The following is an 18711-nucleotide window of genomic DNA, read 5'->3' on the forward strand; positions in this document are numbered from 1 at the left end:
GGCTCTCAGGGGCCGTCTTTGTGCGACCCCCACAAGGGAGATGCCCTCTGAGCAGTCGGAACGGCTGCATGCCGCCGGGGTTCTGTTCAGGGGTACCAGGAAAACACCCCGGAGACTGTGAGGAGTCGACGGCTCGCATTTCCAGGTCGGCTTCGTAAGGTCACTACATGACCGTTTTGGATGAGGCGCCGGGTGAGCCGACCGACGCGCGCGGACGCGTGGCCGAACTGCACGAGATCCGTGCCCAGGCACTGGCCGGCCCGAGCGAGAAGGCGACCGCGGCGCAGCACGCCAAGGGCAAGCTGACCGCGCGGGAGCGCATCGAGCTGCTGCTGGACCCGGGGTCCTTCCGTGAGGTCGAGCAGTTGCGCCGGCACCGGGCCACCGGCTTCGGTCTCGAGGAGAAGAAGCCGTACACGGACGGTGTGATCACCGGCTGGGGCACCGTCGAGGGCCGCACGGTCTTCGTCTACGCCCATGACTTCCGGATCTTCGGCGGCGCGCTGGGCGAGGCCCACGCCACCAAGATCCACAAGATCATGGACATGGCCATCGCGGCCGGGGCGCCGCTGGTCTCCCTGAACGACGGCGCCGGCGCCCGCATCCAGGAGGGCGTCTCCGCCCTCGCCGGCTACGGCGGCATCTTCCAGCGCAACACCAAGGCGTCCGGCGTCATCCCGCAGATCAGCGTGATGCTCGGCCCCTGTGCGGGCGGCGCGGCCTACAGCCCCGCCCTCACCGACTTCGTGTTCATGGTCCGCGACACCTCGCAGATGTTCATCACGGGCCCGGACGTCGTCAAGGCGGTCACCGGCGAGGAGATCACCCAGAACGGTCTGGGCGGCGCGGACGTGCACGCCGAGACCTCCGGTGTCTGCCACTTCGCCTACGACGACGAGGAGACGTGCATCCACGAGGTGCGCTATCTCCTCTCGCTGCTCCCGCAGAACAACCGGGAGAACCCGCCGCGCGTGGAGTGCGCCGACGCCGCGGACCGCCGCAGTGACGTCCTCCTCGACCTGGTCCCCGCCGACGGCAACCGGCCGTACGACATGGCCAAGGTCATCGAGGAGATCGTCGACGACGGCGAGTACCTGGAGGTCCACGAGCGCTGGGCGCGCAACATCATCTGCGCCCTGGCCCGGATGGACGGCCAGGTCGTCGGCATCGTCGCCAACCAGCCGCAGTCGCTGGCCGGCGTGCTGGACATCGAGGCGTCCGAGAAGGCCGCCCGCTTCGTCCAGATGTGCGATGCCTTCAACATCCCGATCCTCACCTTCCTGGACGTCCCCGGCTTCCTCCCGGGCGTCGACCAGGAACACGGCGGCATCATCCGCCACGGCGCCAAGCTGCTGTACGCGTACTGCAACGCCACCGTGCCGCGGATCTCGCTGATCCTGCGCAAGGCGTACGGCGGTGCCTACATCGTCATGGACAGCCAGTCCATCGGCGCCGACCTCACGTACGCCTGGCCGACGAACGAGATCGCCGTGATGGGCGCGGAGGGCGCGGCCAACGTCATCTTCCGGCGTCAGATCGCCGAGGCCGAGGACCCCGAGGCCATGCGGGCGCGCATGGTCAAGGAGTACAAGTCCGAGCTGATGCACCCGTACTACGCCGCCGAGCGCGGACTGGTCGACGACGTCATCGACCCGGCCGAGACCCGCGAGGTGCTGATCCGTTCGCTGGCGATGCTGCAGACCAAGCACGCCGATCTGCCGTCCCGCAAGCACGGCAACCCGCCGCAGTAACCCGGCGGACATCTCTCCCAGGGAGACTGAGAGCCATGAGCACACCTGACATCCGTGTCGAGAAGGGCCACGCCGGGCCGGAGGAGGTCGCCGCGATCACGGCGATCCTGCTGGCCAGGGCTGCCGCCCGGCCGGCGGCTCCGGCCCACCGGGGCCGTGCGCGGGCCGGCTGGCGTCGCCTGGAACGCGAAGGCGGCTTCCGAGCCCCCCACAGCTGGCGCTGACCCCAAGAAGGGCCCCTCCACAAAAGGAGGGGCCCTTCTTTCGCACCCCGGCAGGGGCAACGCCCCCGGGGGCGCGGGGCTGTGACGATATGCGGCTCCGCCGCGCGGTCGCGACCAGCCATGGACTACCCGCACCCGGCATGCGCGAGCGGCCACCCCCCAGGGGCGCGGGGAACTGCGCGCCAAGCCACGAACTGCCCGCACCCGGCATGCAACAGCCCCCGGCAACCCAGTGGTCGCGGGGGGCGTTGCGCCGCTCGGCGCTGGCGAGGCGCCGCCCGCGGCGGCGGCAGCCGTCAGCGCAGGCGCGCCATCAGCGCGTGCTCCACGAGAGTGATCAGCGCACTCTTCGCGTCGGCGCGGTGGCGGGCGTCCGTGGTGATGATCGGGGTGTCGGGGCCGATCTGGAGCGCCTCGCGCACCTCTTCCGGCTGGTACGGCTGCTGGCCGTCGAAGCCGTTGAGGGCGATCACGAAGGGCAGTCCGCTGTTCTCGAAGTAGTCCACCGCGGGGAAGCAGTCGGCGAGCCTCCTCGTGTCGACGAGGACGATCGCGCCGATGGCGCCGCGCACCAGGTCGTCCCACATGAACCAGAAGCGGTCCTGGCCGGGCGTGCCGAACAGGTACAGGATCAGGTCCTGGTCCAGGGTGATACGGCCGAAGTCCATGGCCACCGTGGTGGTGGTCTTGTCCCCGGTGTGGGTGAGGTCGTCGATGCCCGCCGAGGCGGACGTCATGACGGCTTCCGTGCGCAGCGGGTTGATCTCCGAAACGGCCCCGACGAACGTGGTCTTGCCCACGCCGAAGCCACCCGCCACCACGATCTTCGCCGAGGTGGTGGAGCGGGAAGGACCGCCGCTAGAGCTTGCGAAGTCCACTGAGCACCCTTTCGAGCAGTGTCACGTCTGGCTGGCCGCCGGCGTTCTCGTCGCCGCCGGGCTGATGGATGGCGACCAGTCCCGCCTCCGCCAAGTCGGCGACGAGGATCCTGGCCACACCGAGAGGGATCGTCAGCAGGGCCGAGATCTCGGCCACCGACTTGATCTCCCGGCAGAGGGTGCAGATCCGCTGATGCTCGGGCAGCTGGCCCTGCATCTGGTGCGGCTGCGCGGTGGTGTGCACCAGCGCCTCGATGGCGAGCTGGTACCGCGGCCTGGTGCGGCCGCCCGTCATCGCGTACGGGCGCACCAGGGGATTGTTCGACGCCCCGGCGGGCGCCGGCTCGGGTGCCCGGCGTTGCGGCTGCACCGGCTGGATGCGCGGGGCGTGCGGCTGGTCGTACGGCGAAGGGCCGGGGCCCTGCGGCGCGTACGGCTGACCGTGGTGTGGCGCGGAGGGGTATCCGTACCGGTTCTGGGAACCGTCGTGCTGGCCCTGGGCAGGACCGTACGACCAGCTGCCCGCGGATGAACCGTCTGGGGGTGTTGCCACTTTCTCCTCCTCCGACTGTGCCTGGCACCCATCACTGTGGAGCCGCGTCCCGAAACCTTACGGCCCCGGAACGCCAAAACGCACCGTCTGTCCTCTAGTTGAGAAGGCTCCCTTGGAGCTCCGCTCGAAGATCCGGCGTCAGGACCGTACCGGCTCGGTCGACCAGAAGGGCCATCTCGTACCCAATGAGACCGATGTCCGCCTCGGGATGTGCGAGAACCGCGAGCGACGAGCCATCGGAAATGGACATGATGAACAGGAATCCCCGCTCCATCTCCACAACCGTCTGGTTCACGCTGCCGCCCTCGAAGATCCGGGAGGCGCCTGCCGTCAGAGACGTCAGACCGGAGGCGACGGCCGCGAGCTGGTCGGCGCGGTCGCGCGGAAAGCCTTCGGACATCGCCAGAAGGAGTCCGTCGGCGGAGACCACCACCGTGTGGGACACCCCCGGGGTGTTGTCCACGAAGTTGGTGATCAACCAGTTCAGGTTCTGTGCCGCCTGGCTCATCGGGCTCACACTAACGCTCCTGGTTGTAGGTGCTGTCAGAACCGAAGCCCTGACCGTTCGTTTCACTGCCCGCGCTGCGGCCCTTTTGGACGCCGCGACGCAGGTTGCTCAGCCTGCCCCGGACGTCTTCCGGGGCGCGGGAGACCTGGGGGCCTCCCTGGGGGGTGGTCTCGGCGGCTCCCTGGACCAGATTGGCCTTGGGGACTCGCCGCGGCAGACCGGAAGAGGTCACTCCGCCGGCCTTGGGCTTCCGGAGCGACGATGCCTGCTGCCAGCGCTCGTCGTTCGCCGAACGCCAGCCGCTGCCGCCGTCGCCCTCCGGAGTGGAAGCCGGCGGCTCCTGGTCCACACGCCGCGCGCCGCTCGAGCCGTTCGCGCCGCCCGCGGTGGATCCGCGGCGGGGAAGCCCGGCGTCGGTCAGCGGGTGGACGTCGGAGACAGCCGGTCCCGGACGGTCGAAGCCTACGCTGTCCTGCTCACGTGCGTCAGCGGCCTGCGTATTTTCCGATTCCGGAGCCTGAGCAGGGTACTGGTCCGGGTAGCCGTTGTGGTAACCGCCCTGCTGCGGCCAGTCGTCCCGGGCCGGCTCCGCGTAGGAGGCGTCCGGGTAGCCGCCGTTGGACGGGAAGGCGTCGTTCCGCGCCGGCCCGCCGTCCGGCGCGTAGAACCCCTCGCCGTACGTCTGCTGCTGCGGCTCCTCGTACGCCGTCCGCTGCCCGTTGTCGTACGCCTGCTGGTCGTACCCGGCGGTCTGCTGCTCCTGGTAGCCGGCGTCGAAGCCCTGGCCGTTGTCCTGGTAGCCCTGGCCGTCGTCGTAGCCCTGCTGGGCGGCGAACCCGTCCGGGTAGGCGGGCGCCTCGGGGGTCTCCTGGGCGTTCGCGGCGGCCGGCTCGGGCTGCGCCTGGGACTCCAGGGCCGCCCGGCGCTCCTCGCGCATCAGGGAACGGCCGACCGGGTCCAGGTCGCGGATGTCGTCCGGGACCTCGTAGCGGCTGTCGTCGAAGCCCAGCTCCGCGGCGGTGCGCAGCGGCTGGCGGCCGAAGTCCTCACCCTGGAAGTTCTGCTCCGGGATGATCTGCGAGACCGTGAACTGGTCGCGGTCCGGCTGCTGCTCGCCGCCACCACCGTGGGTGATCGCGTCCGGCAGCATGACCAGCGAGGTGGTGCCGGCCTGCTCGCCCGAGGGGCGCAGCTGGACCCGGATACCGTGCCGGTCGGACAGCCGGCCGACCACGAACAGACCCATGCGCTGCGAGATCGCGGCGTCCACGGTCGGCGGGTTGGCCAGCTTGTGGTTGATGTCGGCGAAGTCCTCGGCGGTCAGGCCGATGCCCTTGTCGTGGATCTCGACCATCACGCGGCCGTCGGGCAGACGGGTCGCGGTGACGCGGACCTTGGTCTGCGGGGAGGAGAACGTGGTGGCGTTCTCCAGGAGCTCGGCGAGCAGGTGCACGAGGTCGGTCACCGCGCGGCCGTGGATCTCGGCCTCGGGGACACCGGACAGCTCGATGCGCTCGTACTGCTCCACCTCGGAGGAGGCGGCGCGCAGCACGTCGACCAGCGGCACCGGCTGGTCCCAGCGGCGGCCGGGCTCCTCGCCGGCGAGGACCAGGAGGTTCTCGCCGTTGCGGCGCATACGGGTCGCGAGGTGGTCCAGGCGGAAGAGGTTCTCCAGCTGGTCCGGATCGGCCTCGTTGTTCTCCAGGTCGGTGATCAGGGTCAGCTGGCCCTCGATCAGAGACTGGTTGCGGCGCGACAGGTTGGTGAAGATCGCGTTGATGTTGCCCCGCAGGAGGGCCTGCTCGGCGGCGAGCCGGACGGCCTCGCGGTGGACCTGGTCGAAGGCGCGGGCGACCTCGCCTATCTCGTCGGTGGTGGAGATCGGGATCGGCGCGACCTTGGTGTCGACCCGGCCGGGGTCGGTACGGGAGAGCTGGTCGACCAGCATCGGCAGGCGCTGCTCGGCGATGCCGAAGGCGGCGTTGCGCAGCTGGCGCATGGAGCGGCTCATCTGGCGGGCCACCATGCCGGCCAGGATGAACGCGGCGAGCAGGGCGATGACGACGGCGGCACCGGTGATGAGGGCGTCGCGCTGGGCGTCGTCGGCGATCTGCGCGGCCTCGCTCACCGCGCTGTCGGTGAGGTCGGACTCGATCTCGCGGTAACCGTCGAACTTGAGGGTGTTCACGGCCCACCAGTTGGCGGGGGTGATGCCCTGGGCGGCGAGTTCGGCACGGGCGGACGCGTCCGTGGAGGGGAGCCGGCCCAGCTCGGAGATCATCGTCTCCGTCTTCGCGGGCGGCGCCACGTAGTCCGGGTCGCTCTGCTTGGCCTCCCGGGCCATCGCCGTGCCCTCGGCCTGGATCCGCTGCGCCGTCTGCTCCAGCTTCTCCGCGTCGGCCTCGGTGCCGCCGCCCCGGTACTCCTCGACGGCGATGCGCTCGAGGTAGGCGTACGAGGTGAGGGCCACGCGCTGACTGGCGAGCTGGCTGTCGGTCGGGCCGGGCTTCACCAGCAGGTGCATGCCGATGGAACGCTCCAGCGACAGGGCCGACTTGGTCAGCGAGATCGCGTAGACCGTGCGTCCGTAGCTGGTGATGTTGCCGGTGCCCAGACCGAGGTCGTTGGCGAACTCCATCAGGGGGTGGGCGACGGCGACGTAGCCCTCCTCGGTCGCGACACCCTTGAGCTTGGAGGTGTACGCGGCGGCGCGCAGCGCGGTCAGCTGGGGCTCGGCCTTGCGGAACAGATCCATCCGGCGCTTCAGGCCGGGCTTGTCCGGCATGCTCTGCGCGGCCGCGTCGAAGGCGTCGGCGGCCTTGTCGGTCGCGGCGCGGGCCTTGGTGACGTCCGGGTCGCTCGTGCCCTTGCCCTGTAGCAGCGGGACCGCGGTGACGTCCCGCTCGTTGTTGAGGGCGTCGGCGTAGGCGAGGGAGGCCTGCACCAGACGCGCGGTGTTCTCCGCGTCCTCGGCCTCGCTCCAGGTGTCGATCGAGCCCTTCACCTGGAAGCCGCCCATGACCAGGCCGACCAGCACGGGTATGAGCAGGATCGCGTTCAGCCTGGTCGTCACGCGCCAGTTGCGCGGGGAAAGGCGGCCTCCGCTCTTGGCGGGTGCGGCCGTCGGTTCGGGACCGGGCACGGGGGCGGGCGCCGCTGTGCGCGGCGGCGGCGTGAAGTTGCCCCGGGCCGACGACGGCTCGGGACTGTTCTTGCTTCGCCTCACTCGACCAACAACCTCTCGGCGGTCGGCACCATCGTTGTGCCGCTGTGTCTCAGAGCCCGGTGTGCCATCGACTGTGGAGTACGTCTTTGACCGATGGGCAGTTCAGGCATTCCAGCATGACGACCAGCGCTCTTCCAAACACTGGAAGGCGAGGAATTCAAGTGATGTAAGCCCTAGATAAAACGGTCATAAAGAGCGAGCACCGGCAAAAGGCGGGGTGTCCGTGCGCGTAGCGGTACCGCCTGACCGCATCGCGTGTCGGCCTCCGTCGATTCCTCTGCCGAAACGTTATGAACACCGGGGCCGGCCGTGTCAAAGGACACAGCCGGCTCCGGTGCATCTACGACAGCTGCCGTATGCCGCTTCTTGTCCGGTTCTACCTGAGACGCGCCATGAGGGCGTGCTCGACCAGGGTGATCAGCGCACTCTTCGCGTCGGCGCGGTGGCGGGCGTCCGTGGTGATGATCGGGGTGTCGGGGCCGATCTGGAGCGCCTCGCGCACCTCTTCCGGCTGGTACGGCTGCTGGCCGTCGAAGCCGTTGAGGGCGACCACGAAGGGCAGTCCGCTGTTCTCGAAGTAGTCCACCGCCGGGAAGCAGTCCGCCAGCCGGCGGGTGTCCACCAGGACCACCGCGCCGATGGCGCCGCGCACCAGGTCGTCCCACATGAACCAGAAGCGGTCCTGGCCGGGCGTGCCGAACAGGTACAGGATCAGGTCCTGGTCCAGGGTGATACGGCCGAAGTCCATGGCCACCGTGGTGGTGGTCTTGTCCCCGGTGTGGGTGAGGTCGTCGATGCCCGCCGAGGCGGACGTCATGACGGCCTCCGTGCGCAGCGGGTTGATCTCCGAGACGGCCCCGACGAACGTGGTCTTGCCCACGCCGAAGCCGCCCGCCACCACGATCTTCGCGGACGTGGTGGCACGGTTTTCGGAGACCGCCCCGCCGTTAGAGCTTGCGAAGTCCACTGAGCACCCTTTCGAGCAGTGTCACATCGGGGGCGCCGGTCGTCTCGTCGCCGCCCGGCTGGTGCACGGCGACGAGTCCCGCCTCCGCCAAGTCGGCCACCAGGATCCGGGCAACACCCAGTGGCATGTTGAGCAGCGCCGAGACCTCGGCGACCGACTTCACCTCACGGCACAGATGGCAGATGCGCTGGTGCTCCGGAAGGAGTCCCATGAGCGCTGCCGGGTCGGCCGTCGTACTGATCAGTGCCTCGATGGCCAGCTGGTAACGCGGCCTGGTCCGGCCGCCGGTCATCGCATACGGACGCACCAGCGGCTGGTCGCCCTCGTCCTCGTACGGTTCCGCGTACGGATCATGAGAGGCGGTGGGCGGGGTCATGGGTCCTCCGGACGGGACAGCAAGTCGGTCAGTCAAGCCGTCTGACGGGGCCGGTGGGGGGATTGTGGCGGCCGGACGGTGATTTGGTGAGACGGGTGGTGCCGGGGCCGATCAGTGGAGCAGACTTCCTTGTAGTTCGGCGCGGAGGTCCGGGGTGAGGACCGCTCCCGCGCGGTCGACCAGGAGCGCCATCTCGTAGCCGACGAGGCCGATGTCGCACTCGGGGTGCGCGAGAACGGCCAGGGACGAGCCGTCGGAGACGGACATGAGGAAGAGAAATCCTCTCTCCATCTCGACGACCGTCTGGGCCACGCTGCCGCCTTCGAAGATCCGGGAGGCGCCGGCCGTCAGGGAGGTCAGTCCCGAGGCGACGGCCGCGAGCTGGTCCGCGCGGTCGCGCGGGAACCCCTCGGACATGGCCAGCAGAAGACCGTCGGCGGACACGACGACGGTGTGGGACACCCCGGGGGTGTTGTCCACGAAGTTGGTGATCAACCAGTTGAGGTTCTGTGCCGCCTGGCTCATCGGGCTCAACTAACGCTCCTGCTGGTGAGTGGGGTTCGGGAAGCTGCCGGTCTGGGTGGTGCCGGCCTGACGACCCTGTGCGATACCCCGACGGAGATTGGTCAGCCGGCCGCGCACGTCATCGGGGGCGCGCGAGACCTGAGGACCGCTCTGGTGCTGTTGCTGCTGAGCCGTGCCCGGGACGAGGTTCGCCTTGGGCACCCGGCGCGGCAGGCCGGAGGTGGTGACACCGCCCGCGGCCGGCTGCCGGACGCGTTCGGCCTGCCGGACCAGCTCGTCGTTGGGCGAGCTGCGCCAGGTGGGGGCAGCGGACCGCTGCGGGCCGGTGGGGCCCTGCGGCTGCTGCGGCTGCTGGGGCTGGTGCTGCTGGGGTGCCGGAGCCGAGGTGTTGCCCTGCTCCTGCCCGCCACCATGGAACCAGTTGGTCTCCAGCGTGTCGTACAGCGGCGTACGGCCGTCGCCCGGACCGGACGCGGGCGGCAGCGCCCACGCGTCGGACACCGCGCGCCCGTCGGGCCGCTGCGCGGCACCGCCGGGGCCCTGCTGCGGGGCCGGCGGACGCGGGGCGACCGGGCCGGCTCCGTGTGTGCCGTTCGGCTGCGGACGCTCGTACTGGCCGGTGACGGCCGGGTCCGCGGCGTTCGGACGCTCCGGGAGGGAGTGACGGCCCGTGGCACCGTTGTCCTGGCCCGGCGTCGGGAACTGGCTGGTGGAGCCGTTGTCGTAACCCTGCGGGGCGGGGAACCGGCCCGTCGCGGCCGGGTTCTGCCCGCCCGGACCACCCTGCGGGGCGCCGAAGACGTCACCGCGGAGGAACGGATCCGTGTTCTGGGAACCGTTCGCGTCGGGCTGGGCGTACTGGCCCGTGTTCTGGGCGCCGTTCGCGCCCGGCTGGGGGTACGAGCCGGTGTTCTGGGAACCGCTCGCGCCGGGCTGGGCGTACTGGCCCGTGTTCTGGGCGCCGTTCGCGCCCGGCTGGGGGTACGAGCCGGTGTTCTGGGAACCGTTCGCGCCCGGCTGGGGGTACTGGCCCGTGTTCTGCGGGGCGCCGTAGGCGGGCGCACCGGGGTTCTGACGGTCGTCGAACCGGGGCATGGGCGAGGTCCGGGCGGCGTCCGGTTCCTCGTGACCGCGCGGGGCGTCCAGCGAGGCGCGCGGCACCGGCGGCTGGGCGTTCTCGTCGCTCCAGCTGGGCATGCGCGGCTGCTGCTGGTCACCGCCGGGCAGCTCCGGGCGCGCACCGCCGCGCGGCGGAAGCTGCGGACGGCGGGAGCGCTCGGGCTTTTTGCCGCCGCGCTGCGGCGGCACCTGGCCGCGTCCGCCACCGAAGGCGTCCTGGTCCTGCTGTCCGTTCGGACCCGCGGCCTGCATGCCCTGCTGCGGGGCACCGGGAGCCTGGCCGCCGAAGCCGGCCGGAGCCGGACGGCCCTGCGGAGCCGCACCGGGAGCACCCCGGTCGAACAGCGACGGCGTGGAGTTGGCCGGCTGGCCCTGCGGCCCCCGCGCTCCGTCGGGCCGGCCCGCGCCGTCCCGTCCGGGCAGCGCGGCCCGCGGACCCTGACCGGCGCCGAGCCGGCCACCGCCGGGCGCGCCGGCGCCGAGGGCACCGCCCGCGGACTGACCGGCACCGGCGGCACGCCGTGCGGCCGCGGCGCCCGCGGCGGCCTGCGCGGCGGCGGGACCACCGCCGCCCGCGCCCGGCTGACCCGGCTTGCCCTGCGGCTTCTTGCCGCCCTGGGCGACGTCCACGGGCAGCATGACCAGCGCGGTCGTACCACCGGAGTCGGACGGGCGGAGCTGGATGCGGATGCCGTGACGCTGCGACAGCCGGCCGACCACGAACAGACCCATGCGGCGGGAGACGGAGACGTCCACGGTGGGCGGCGCGGCGAGCCGCTCGTTGATCGCCGCCAGGTCCTCCGGCGACAGACCGATACCGGTGTCGTGGATCTCGATCAGCACCCGGCCGTCGGGCAGCGCGTGACCGGTGACCTTGACCTTGGTCTGCGGGGAGGAGAACGATGTCGCGTTCTCCAGCAGCTCGGCGAGCAGGTGCACGAGGTCGTTGACCACGCGGCCGGCCACTTCGGTGCTCGGCACCGAGGCCAGCTCGATGCGCTCGTACTGCTCCACCTCGGACGCGGCGGCACGGAGCACGTCGACCAGCGGGACCGGGCGGGTCCACCGGCGGCCGGGCTCCTCACCCGCGAGGACGAGGAGGTTCTCACCGTTACGGCGCATACGCGTGGCGAGGTGGTCGAGCTTGAACAGCGAGGAGAGCTGGTCCGGGTCGGCCTCGCGGGACTCCAGCTCGGAGATCAGCGACAGCTGGCGCTGGATCAGACCCTGGGAGCGGCGCGAGAGGTTGGTGAACATCGCGTTGACGTTGCCCCGCAGCAGGGCCTGCTCGGCGGCGAGGCGGACCGCCTCGCGGTGCACGTCGTCGAAGGCCGCGGCCACCTTGCCGATCTCGTCCCGGGAGTGCACACCGACCGACTGCACGGAGGTGTCGACGTCCTGCGGGTCGGACTCGGAGAGCTGCTTGACCAGCTCGGGCAGGCGTTCCTGGGCGACCTTGGTGGCGGTGTCCTCCAGCCGGCGCAGCGAGCGGATCATGGAGCGGGCCACGACGAAGGCGCCGACCAGCGACACGCCGAGCACGAGCAGGATCAGCACACCGGAGATGATCGCGTCGCGCTCGGTGGCGCTGCGCAGCTCACGGGCCTGCTGTTCCATGTCCTCGAGCAGATAGAGCTCGATGTTCTTCATCTGCTGGAGCTTGATGGAGCTGTCGTCCAGCCAGTCGCGGTAGGACCGCGCGCCCACCGAGGTGAGGCCGAACTCCGAGGCCAGGGCACGCCCGGCGTACTCGTCGGTGGCCTTGATCGTGCTGTTGCCCTCCTCGATCGGCAGCAGCAGCTCGGTGGCGGCGACATCGCCGTAGATGCTCTTGAAGCTGCGGATCTCGGACTTCTGGCTCGCCAGCGCGGACTCGGCGTAGAGCCGGTCGTTGTCGGAGAGCTTGCCCTTGGTGGTGTTGCTGGTGGGCAGCGCCGCGGCGAGGACCGCGCGCTGGATCGACGCGTACTCCTTGGCGGAGGAGAAGGACGCCAGGGCACGGGTGCGCTGGATCATCTCGGGGTTGCTGGTGGCCTCCGCCATGTCCTGCGAGAGCTCGACCAGCTTCTCGATCAGGCGGTGGTAGCCCTCGACGGTCTGGGTGGAGTTCTCCTCCGACTGGAACGCCGTGTTGCGGATCTTCTCCAGCTCGCCCAGTTCACCGGCGAGCTGCACCAGGTTGTCGCGGACGCCCTTGAGGTTGCCGTCCTTGCTGGCGTCGTCGATCTCCTCGGAGCTGTCGATGAAGAGGTTGCGCGCCCGGTCGGTCTTCTCGCGGTAGCCCTTGACCGAGAAGTCCGTGGCCTTGCCGCCGTGCGCCAGCGGGCCGGCCGACTGGTCGCGCTCCTCCTGGAGCGCGTGGGCCAGTTCGGTGGCCTGCTTGGTCATGTCCGTCAGCAGCTTCATGTTGTCGAGCTGCTGGATGTCGTCCAGCGACTGGTTGATACGCAGCGCGCCCAGCGAGGTGGCCGCGACCACCGGGAGGGCGAGCAGCGACACCAGACGGGTCGAGATCCGCCAGTTCCGCAGGGCTATTCGCGGCCCCGGACCGGTCGGACCCTTCGGGGTGGCCGGCGCCGGGCCCGACGCGGCGGCGCCGGTGCCCTCACCGCCCTTCCCGGCCGCGTCCGGGCCCTGGTTCTGGGCGTGCTGGGGCGAGGAGCCGACGGCCTTGGGACCGGTCCCGCCCTGCGGCTCCGGCTCTGCCGAAGCGCTGCCATCCCTCTTGAAACGTCCCTGCACTAGCGTCGCAACCTCTGAACCAGGCACCCCTCCGCGTGAACGGCGAGGCACGGTGTCGGCGTCATGGGGGCGCCCTGAATACGCCCCGTGGTGGTCGTGAGTGACCGGCGCTGGTTCCCCCTTCTCGCCCGCCACTCGGCGCGTCTGTGCGCCCCCTGTGCGCCGGCTCGATCCTGCGGCGGTTCCGTGGAATTCCAGCACAGTGCAGGATCTCCAACAAGGCCCACGGGCTTACCCGTGAGATACGTGACACCGCGTGAGTGGCGAGTCACCGGGGGTGGAAAGTGATCTCCCCCATAAGGGACGTATGCCCGCGAGTCGGCGGGCCCGCTCGGGTGTCCCAGTCGCCATGATCAGGAGCGGAATGGTGGCTTCAGGTGGTGAATGTCCGATTCCGTCTCCTCGGGGACCGAGTCGGAATGGGTGATTTGTCCAGTAGCTCGTGAGCAAACTCACATCCTGATCAAGGGCTCGGCCGAAGTCGGCGGGGAATCCCATGTTTAGCCTGACGCTTTACAGGGATGGCAGAACCGACAACCCGCGCCCTCACCGGGGTCACATACCCCCTTCGGGCGCCCGTGAACAGGACAGGGTCAAGTAAACAGTGAAGACGACGATGATGTTCCACAAGATCGCCAACCCGCGGCGCACCACGCTGGCGCACCTCGACGGCGCCGATGAACTGCAGGCACCGGTCCAGCAGGAGCACACCGTCGACCTCCCGGCCCAGACTGCCAACCCCAAGCGCACCATCCTCATGGAGATCCCGGCCGCGGCCACCGCCGCGAAGTGACACCGGTCCATACGCGCACCGGCCGCGAAACACTCAAGGGGCGTCCCCACGGCAACGGGGACGCCCCTCGTCATTGCGCGGAGCGCGGACCCCTGCCGCGTTAGCCTGGGGCGTCAGACGTCAGCCGATTCGGTCAAGGGGACAAGCATCCCGTGCGCATCGCCAGATTCTCCATCGACGGGAACGTCGCCTTCGGCGCGGTCGAGGGCGAGAAGCAGGACGAACTCGTCCTGGACATCATCAAGGGCATCCCGTTCGCGGACTTCGAGCTCTCCGGCACCAAGGTCCCGGTGAGCAAGGTCAGGCTGCTGCCCCCGGTGCTCCCCAACAAGGTGGTGGCCTTCGGCCGCAACTACGCCGAACACGCCAGGGAACTCGGCAACGAGGTCCCCGACGCCCCGTTCGCCTTCTTCAAGCCCTCCACCTCCGTCATCGGCCCCGGCGACGAGATCCAGTACCCCTCCTTCTCCCAGGACGTGCACCACGAGGCCGAGCTGGCCGTGGTCATCGGCCGGATGTGCCGCGAGGTCCCGCGCGAGCGCGTCAAGGACGTGATCCTCGGCTACACCTGCGCCAACGACATCACCGCGCGCGACGTCCAGAAGCGCGAGAAGCAGTGGGCCCGGGCCAAGGGCTTCGACACCTCCTGCCCGCTCGGCCCCTGGGTGGAGACGGACATCGACATCGCCGCCGCGGGCGACCTGACCATCCAGCTCACGGTCAACGGCGCCCAGCGCCAGCTCGGCCGCACCAGCGAGATGATCCACTCCATCGAGGACCTGATCGTCAACATCTCCGAGGCCATGACGCTGCTCCCGGGCGACGTCGTCCTCACGGGCACCCCGGCCGGGGTCGGCCCCCTCAACGTCGGCGACGAGGTCGCCGTCACCATCGAAGGCATCGGCACTCTCACCAACAAGGTTGTCAAGCGTGGCTAGCGCACCCTCCCCCAAGCCCTCGACTTCGCTCGCGCAGGGGGTACCCCCACGCGTACGTTTCTGCCCGTCGCCCACCGGTAACCCCCATGTGGGCCTGGTCCGCACCGCCCTGTTCAACTGGGCGTTCGCCAAGCATCACGGCGGCACCCTGGTCTTCCGCATCGAGGACACCGACGCGGCCCGCGACTCCGAGGAGTCGTACAACCAGCTTCTCGACTCCATGCGCTGGCTCGGCTTCGACTGGGACGAGGGCCCCGAGGTCGGCGGCCCGCACGCGCCGTACCGCCAGTCGCAGCGCACGGACCTCTACAAGGACGTCGCGGCGAAGCTCCTCGACGCCGGCCACGCCTACCGCTGCTACTGCTCCCAGGAGGAGCTGGACAGCCGCCGCGAGGCCGCCCGCGCCGCCGGCAGGCCCTCCGGGTACGACGGCCACTGCCGCGAGCTGACCGACGCCCAGGTCGAGGAGTACAAGGCCCAGGGCCGCGAGCCGATCGTCCGCTTCCGGATGCCCGACGAGACGATCACCTTCACCGACCTGGTCCGCGGCGAACTGACCTTCACCCCGGAGAACGTCCCCGACTACGGCATCGTCCGCGCCAACGGCGCCCCGCTCTACACGCTGGTCAACCCGGTCGACGACGCCCTGATGGAGATCACCCACGTCCTGCGCGGAGAGGACCTGCTCTCCTCCACCCCGCGCCAGATCGCCCTGTACAAGGCGCTCACCGAGCTGGGCATCGCCAAGCGGACCCCCGCCTTCGGCCACCTGCCGTACGTGATGGGCGAGGGCAACAAGAAGCTCTCCAAGCGCGACCCGCAGTCCTCCCTCAACCTCTACCGCGAGCGCGGCTTCCTTCCCGAGGGCCTGCTCAACTACCTCTCCCTGCTCGGCTGGTCGCTCTCCGCCGACCGGGACGTCTTCTCCATCGACGAGATGGTCGCCGCCTTCGACGTCGCCGACGTGCAGCCGAACCCGGCCCGCTTCGACCTGAAGAAGTGCGAGGCGATCAACGGCGACCACATCCGCATGCTGGATGTGAAGGACTTCACCGAGCGCTGCGCCCCCTGGCTCAAGGCGCCCTTCGCGCCCTGGGCCCCGGAGGCCTTCGACGAGGCCAAGTGGGCGGCCATCGCCCCGCACGCGCAGACCCGCCTGAAGGTGCTGTCGGAGATCACGGACAACGTCGACTTCCTGTTCCTGCCGGAGCCGGTCTTCGACGAGGCGTCCTGGAACAAGGCGATGAAGGAGGGCTCCGACGCCCTGCTCCGCACGGCCAGGGAGAAGCTGGAGTCCGCCGACTGGACGTCCCCCGAGTCCCTCAAGGAGGCCGTCCTGGCCGCCGGCGAGGCCCACGGCCTCAAGCTCGGCAAGGCCCAGGCCCCGGTCCGCGTCGCCGTCACCGGCCGCACGGTCGGCCTGCCGCTCTTCGAGTCCCTGGAGATCCTGGGCAAGGAGCAGACGCTGGCCAGGATCGACGCGGCCCTGGCGAAGCTCGCCGCGTGACCCACAGGCCGTGAAGGGGCGGCGCCCGGAACCATCCGGGCGCCGCCCCTTCACGTTCCCGGACACCGTCCCGGTCCCATGGCGACCCGAGCGGTTGCCCGGGACATGAACGCCGCGTCCGTCGGGGGATGATCCCCGAACCCCCGGCCGGTCCGGCTGTACTGTCGGTGGCATGCCGGTCAAAGCCGTTGTCTGGGACGTCGACGACACTCTCTTCGACACTGCGTCCGTCGGGGGATAACCCCCGAACCCCCAGCCGGTCCGGCTGTACCGTCGGTGGCATGCCGGTCAAAGCCGTTGTCTGGGACGTCGACGACACTCTCTTCGACTACACCACCGCCGATCGCGAGGGCATGCGCGCCCACCTGGTGGCCGAGGGGCTGCACGCGGGATACGCCTCCGTGGAGGAGGCGCTGGAGCGGTGGCGGGAGGTGACACGGGAGCAGTGGGCGCGGTTCGCCGCGCGGGAGGTGGACTACGAGACGCAGCGGCGCGACCGCACCCGGGTCTTCCTCGGGCGGGAGATGACCGACGCCGAGGCCGACGACTGGGACCGGCGGTACGTCACGCACTACGAGTCCGCCTGGAGCCTCTTCCCGGACGTGCTGCCCGTCCTCGACGCCCTCGCCGCCAGCCACCGGCACGCCGTGCTCTCCAACTCCAGCCTTCACGTCCAGGACCGCAAGCTGCGCGTCCTCGGCGTCCACGACCGCTTCGAGGCCATCCTGTGCGCCGCCGAACTGGGCGTCTCCAAGCCCGAGGCCGGCGCGTTCCTCGCCGCCTGCGACGCGCTGGCGCTGCCGCCGGACCAGGTGGCGTACGTCGGTGACCACCCGGAGATCGACGGCCGGGGCGCCGCCGACGCGGGGCTGCTGTCGGTGTGGATCGACCGCGGCGGCGCCCGCGCGACGGTCGAGCCGCCGGTGGGGCCGCGCCGTATCGCCTCCCTCGCGGAACTCCCGGCGGTACTCGCCGCCGATACCCGTTTTGGAGCCCCGTCCACCTTCGGGTAATGTTCTTCCTGCGCCGAGGGGAGCGGGCCGGAAGGCCGGAGCCCCTAGCGCGAAACTAGAACAAGAACCCCTCAGGGGCTTGCGTTCCAGTGGCCTATGGTGTAATTGGCAGCACGACTGATTCTGGTTCAGTTAGTCTTGGTTCGAGTCCAGGTAGGCCAGCTCGCAGAGCTCATCTGCACCGCGGATCTCATCCGCAAAGCCCCCGTTGTGTAGCGGCCTAGCACGCTGCCCTCTCAAGGCAGTAGCGCCGGTTCGAATCCGGTCGGGGGTACAGATCCTTCCCGCGAGGACGGTCAGGGTAGCTCCCGCCGTATTCGACGCAGGATCGCTAGGGCCCCCGTTGTGTAGCGGCCTAGCACGCCGCCCTCTCAAGGCGGTAGCGCCGGTTCGAATCCGGTCGGGGGTACTGACTGGTCTAAACCATCATTGGTCTATGGTGTAATTGGCAGCACGACTGATTCTGGTTCAGTTAGTCTTGGTTCGAGTCCAGGTAGACCAGCAGGATCTGCGGCAACGTATGATCCACGCCCCCGTTGTGTAGCGGCCTAGCACGCCGCCCTCTCAAGGCGGTAGCGCCGGTTCGAATCCGGTCGGGGGTACACAGCGAAAGCCCTCCACCTCGGTGGGGGGCTTTCGGCGTTCCGGGACGTGTGCCCGGGAACCGGGGAACGGACCCGCCGCGGCGTTGAGGCGGGCCCGTACCCACGGGACGAGGTGGTTCAGGAGCGGCGCAGCGCCTCGGAGAGGCGGCCGGCTGCGTCGATGACGGCCTGGGCGTGCATCCGGCCCGGGTGGCGGGACAGGCGCTCGATGGGGCCGGAGACCGAGACGGCGGCCACCACCCGGTTCGACGGCCCGCGCACCGGCGCGGAGACCGACGCCACGCCCGGCTCGCGCTCGCCGATCGACTGGGCCCAGCCCCGGCGTCGTACGCCCGAGAGGGCCGTCGCCGTGAACCGGGCCCCCTGCAGGCCCCGGTGCAGCCGCTCCGGCTCCTCCCAGGCCATCAGGATCTGCGCCGAGGAGCCGGCCTTCATCGTGAGCGTGGAGCCCACCGGCACCGTGTCCCTGAGGCCCGAGAGGCGCTCCGCCGCGGCGACGCAGATGCGCATGTCGCCCTGGCGGCGGTAGAGCTGGGCGCTCTCGCCGGTCACGTCGCGCAGGTGCGTGAGCACCGGGCCCGCCGTGGCGAGCAGCCGGTCCTCGCCCGCCGCCGCGGCCAGTTCGGCCAGGCGCGGGCCGAGAATGAAACGGCCCTGCATGTCGCGCGCCACCATGCGGTGGTGCTCCAGCGCCACCGCCAGGCGGTGGGCCGTGGGTCGTGCCAGTCCGGTGGCCCCGACCAGTCCCGCGAGGGTGGCCGGACCGGACTCCAGAGCGCTCAGGACGAGGGCCGCCTTGTCCAGAACGCCGACGCCGCTACTGTTGTCCATGCAACGATACTTGCGTCTCACTCTGTGAAACGCAAGTTCAATTTTCCGTGGAACCCGCCACTCTGGAGGCACGGAAGCAACGCGGCCCGTGGACCACCGGGCCTGGCGGCGGACGCCCGGAGGCAGGGGTGCGGGCGCCGTCTCCCCACAGATCT

At 70.2% G+C, this 18711-nt stretch carries 15 protein-coding genes and 5 tRNA genes; 11 read left to right on the plus strand and 9 right to left on the minus strand.

The features are described from left to right. Positions 1–167 precede the first annotated feature (167 nt). A complete protein-coding gene (locus ACF1DX_RS27845; RefSeq protein WP_391793888.1) occupies positions 168–1751 on the plus strand; it encodes an acyl-CoA carboxylase subunit beta in 1584 nt (527 codons plus the stop codon). Between the two features lie 35 nt (positions 1752–1786). Continuing rightward, positions 1787–1975: an acyl-CoA carboxylase epsilon subunit gene (locus tag ACF1DX_RS27850; protein WP_391793889.1), complete on the plus strand. Its 189-nt coding sequence runs from the start codon at positions 1787–1789 to the stop codon at positions 1973–1975. A 296-nt stretch (positions 1976–2271) separates the two neighbouring features. On the opposite strand, the gene ACF1DX_RS27855 is transcribed toward ACF1DX_RS27850, so the two are convergent. The 8 genes from ACF1DX_RS27855 to ACF1DX_RS27890 form a co-directional block, all read right to left on the minus strand. Next, entirely contained in the window at positions 2272–2853 is a 582-nt protein-coding gene (locus ACF1DX_RS27855) for an ATP/GTP-binding protein (RefSeq protein ID WP_391793890.1), read from the minus strand. Further along, the gene (locus ACF1DX_RS27860) at positions 2834–3406 is read right to left on the minus strand and encodes a DUF742 domain-containing protein (protein WP_391793891.1); all 573 of its coding nucleotides are present in this window, start codon (positions 3404–3406) and stop codon (positions 2834–2836) included. The genes ACF1DX_RS27855 and ACF1DX_RS27860 overlap by 20 nt, the downstream gene beginning before the upstream one ends. Before the next feature lie 94 nt (positions 3407–3500). After that, positions 3501–3914 (minus strand): roadblock/LC7 domain-containing protein, encoded by a 414-nt coding sequence (locus ACF1DX_RS27865; protein WP_004983065.1) that lies wholly within the window; start codon positions 3912–3914, stop codon positions 3501–3503. Positions 3915–3924: 10 nt separating this feature from the next. Beyond that, the gene (locus tag ACF1DX_RS27870) at positions 3925–7140 is read right to left on the minus strand and encodes a nitrate- and nitrite sensing domain-containing protein (RefSeq protein ID WP_391793892.1); all 3216 of its coding nucleotides are present in this window, start codon (positions 7138–7140) and stop codon (positions 3925–3927) included. 376 nt (positions 7141–7516) lie between these two features. Next, positions 7517–8107, minus strand: a complete 591-nt coding sequence (locus ACF1DX_RS27875; protein WP_073936442.1) for an ATP/GTP-binding protein — start codon at positions 8105–8107, stop codon at positions 7517–7519. After that, complete coding sequence (locus tag ACF1DX_RS27880; protein ID WP_004924977.1) at positions 8088–8483, minus strand: DUF742 domain-containing protein; 396 nt, start codon at positions 8481–8483, stop codon at positions 8088–8090. The genes ACF1DX_RS27875 and ACF1DX_RS27880 overlap by 20 nt, the downstream gene beginning before the upstream one ends. A 111-nt stretch (positions 8484–8594) precedes the next feature. Beyond that, the gene (locus tag ACF1DX_RS27885; RefSeq protein ID WP_003993189.1) at positions 8595–9008 is read right to left on the minus strand and encodes a roadblock/LC7 domain-containing protein; all 414 of its coding nucleotides are present in this window, start codon (positions 9006–9008) and stop codon (positions 8595–8597) included. A 9-nt stretch (positions 9009–9017) separates the two neighbouring features. Continuing rightward, on the minus strand, positions 9018–12869 hold the full coding sequence (locus ACF1DX_RS27890) for a nitrate- and nitrite sensing domain-containing protein (RefSeq protein WP_391793893.1): 3852 nt from the start codon (positions 12867–12869) through the stop codon (positions 9018–9020). A gap of 604 nt (positions 12870–13473) precedes the next feature. On the opposite strand from ACF1DX_RS27890, the gene ACF1DX_RS27895 reads away from it, so the two are divergent. The 9 genes from ACF1DX_RS27895 to ACF1DX_RS27935 all read left to right on the plus strand — a co-directional run bounded on the left by ACF1DX_RS27895 (position 13474) and on the right by ACF1DX_RS27935 (position 17722). Then, on the plus strand, positions 13474–13662 hold the full coding sequence (locus tag ACF1DX_RS27895) for a hypothetical protein (RefSeq protein WP_391793894.1): 189 nt from the start codon (positions 13474–13476) through the stop codon (positions 13660–13662). A 152-nt stretch (positions 13663–13814) separates the two neighbouring features. Beyond that, complete coding sequence (locus ACF1DX_RS27900) at positions 13815–14600, plus strand: fumarylacetoacetate hydrolase family protein (RefSeq protein ID WP_391793895.1); 786 nt, start codon at positions 13815–13817, stop codon at positions 14598–14600. Then, the gene (gltX, locus tag ACF1DX_RS27905; RefSeq protein ID WP_391793896.1) at positions 14593–16107 is read left to right on the plus strand and encodes a glutamate--tRNA ligase; all 1515 of its coding nucleotides are present in this window, start codon (positions 14593–14595) and stop codon (positions 16105–16107) included. Before ACF1DX_RS27900 ends, gltX begins: the two co-directional genes overlap by 8 nt. Positions 16108–16388: 281 nt before the next feature. Further along, positions 16389–17120 carry an HAD family hydrolase gene (locus ACF1DX_RS27910; RefSeq protein WP_391793897.1) on the plus strand — a complete coding sequence of 244 codons (732 nt, stop codon included), beginning with the start codon at positions 16389–16391 and terminating at the stop codon, positions 17118–17120. A 90-nt stretch (positions 17121–17210) separates the two neighbouring features. Beyond that, a tRNA-Gln gene (locus ACF1DX_RS27915) sits at positions 17211–17282 on the plus strand. 39 nt (positions 17283–17321) lie between these two features. Then, positions 17322–17394 (plus strand) — tRNA-Glu (locus ACF1DX_RS27920). Positions 17395–17456: 62 nt separating this feature from the next. Further along, positions 17457–17529 (plus strand) — tRNA-Glu (locus ACF1DX_RS27925). Positions 17530–17550: 21 nt separating this feature from the next. Then, positions 17551–17622 (plus strand) — tRNA-Gln (locus tag ACF1DX_RS27930). 27 nt (positions 17623–17649) lie between these two features. Next, positions 17650–17722, plus strand: a tRNA-Glu gene (locus tag ACF1DX_RS27935). Between the two features lie 120 nt (positions 17723–17842). Here the strand turns inward: ACF1DX_RS27935 and ndgR are convergent. Further along, the gene (gene ndgR / locus ACF1DX_RS27940) at positions 17843–18556 is read right to left on the minus strand and encodes an IclR family transcriptional regulator NdgR (RefSeq protein ID WP_030866220.1); all 714 of its coding nucleotides are present in this window, start codon (positions 18554–18556) and stop codon (positions 17843–17845) included. Positions 18557–18711 lie beyond the last annotated feature (155 nt).

The organism is Streptomyces sp. NPDC014676, assembly GCF_043084105.1.
In the GTDB taxonomy this organism is placed as follows: Bacteria; Actinomycetota; Actinomycetes; order Streptomycetales; family Streptomycetaceae; genus Streptomyces.

Bases quoted from the DNA above. Each gene is read 5' to 3' on its own strand.
- ACF1DX_RS27845 (WP_391793888.1), top strand. From the start codon at position 168: ATGACCGTTTTGGATGAGGCGCCGGGTGAGCCGACCGACGCGCGCGGA.
- ACF1DX_RS27850 (WP_391793889.1), top strand. From the start codon at position 1,787: ATGAGCACACCTGACATCCGTGTCGAGAAGGGCCACGCCGGGCCGGAG.
- ACF1DX_RS27865 (WP_004983065.1), bottom strand. From the start codon at position 3,914: ATGAGCCAGGCGGCACAGAACCTGAACTGGTTGATCACCAACTTCGTG.
- ACF1DX_RS27880 (WP_004924977.1), bottom strand. From the start codon at position 8,483: ATGACCCCGCCCACCGCCTCTCATGATCCGTACGCGGAACCGTACGAG.
- ACF1DX_RS27885 (WP_003993189.1), bottom strand. From the start codon at position 9,008: ATGAGCCAGGCGGCACAGAACCTCAACTGGTTGATCACCAACTTCGTG.
- ACF1DX_RS27910 (WP_391793897.1), top strand. From the start codon at position 16,389: ATGCCGGTCAAAGCCGTTGTCTGGGACGTCGACGACACTCTCTTCGAC.
- ndgR (WP_030866220.1), bottom strand. From the start codon at position 18,556: ATGGACAACAGTAGCGGCGTCGGCGTTCTGGACAAGGCGGCCCTCGTC.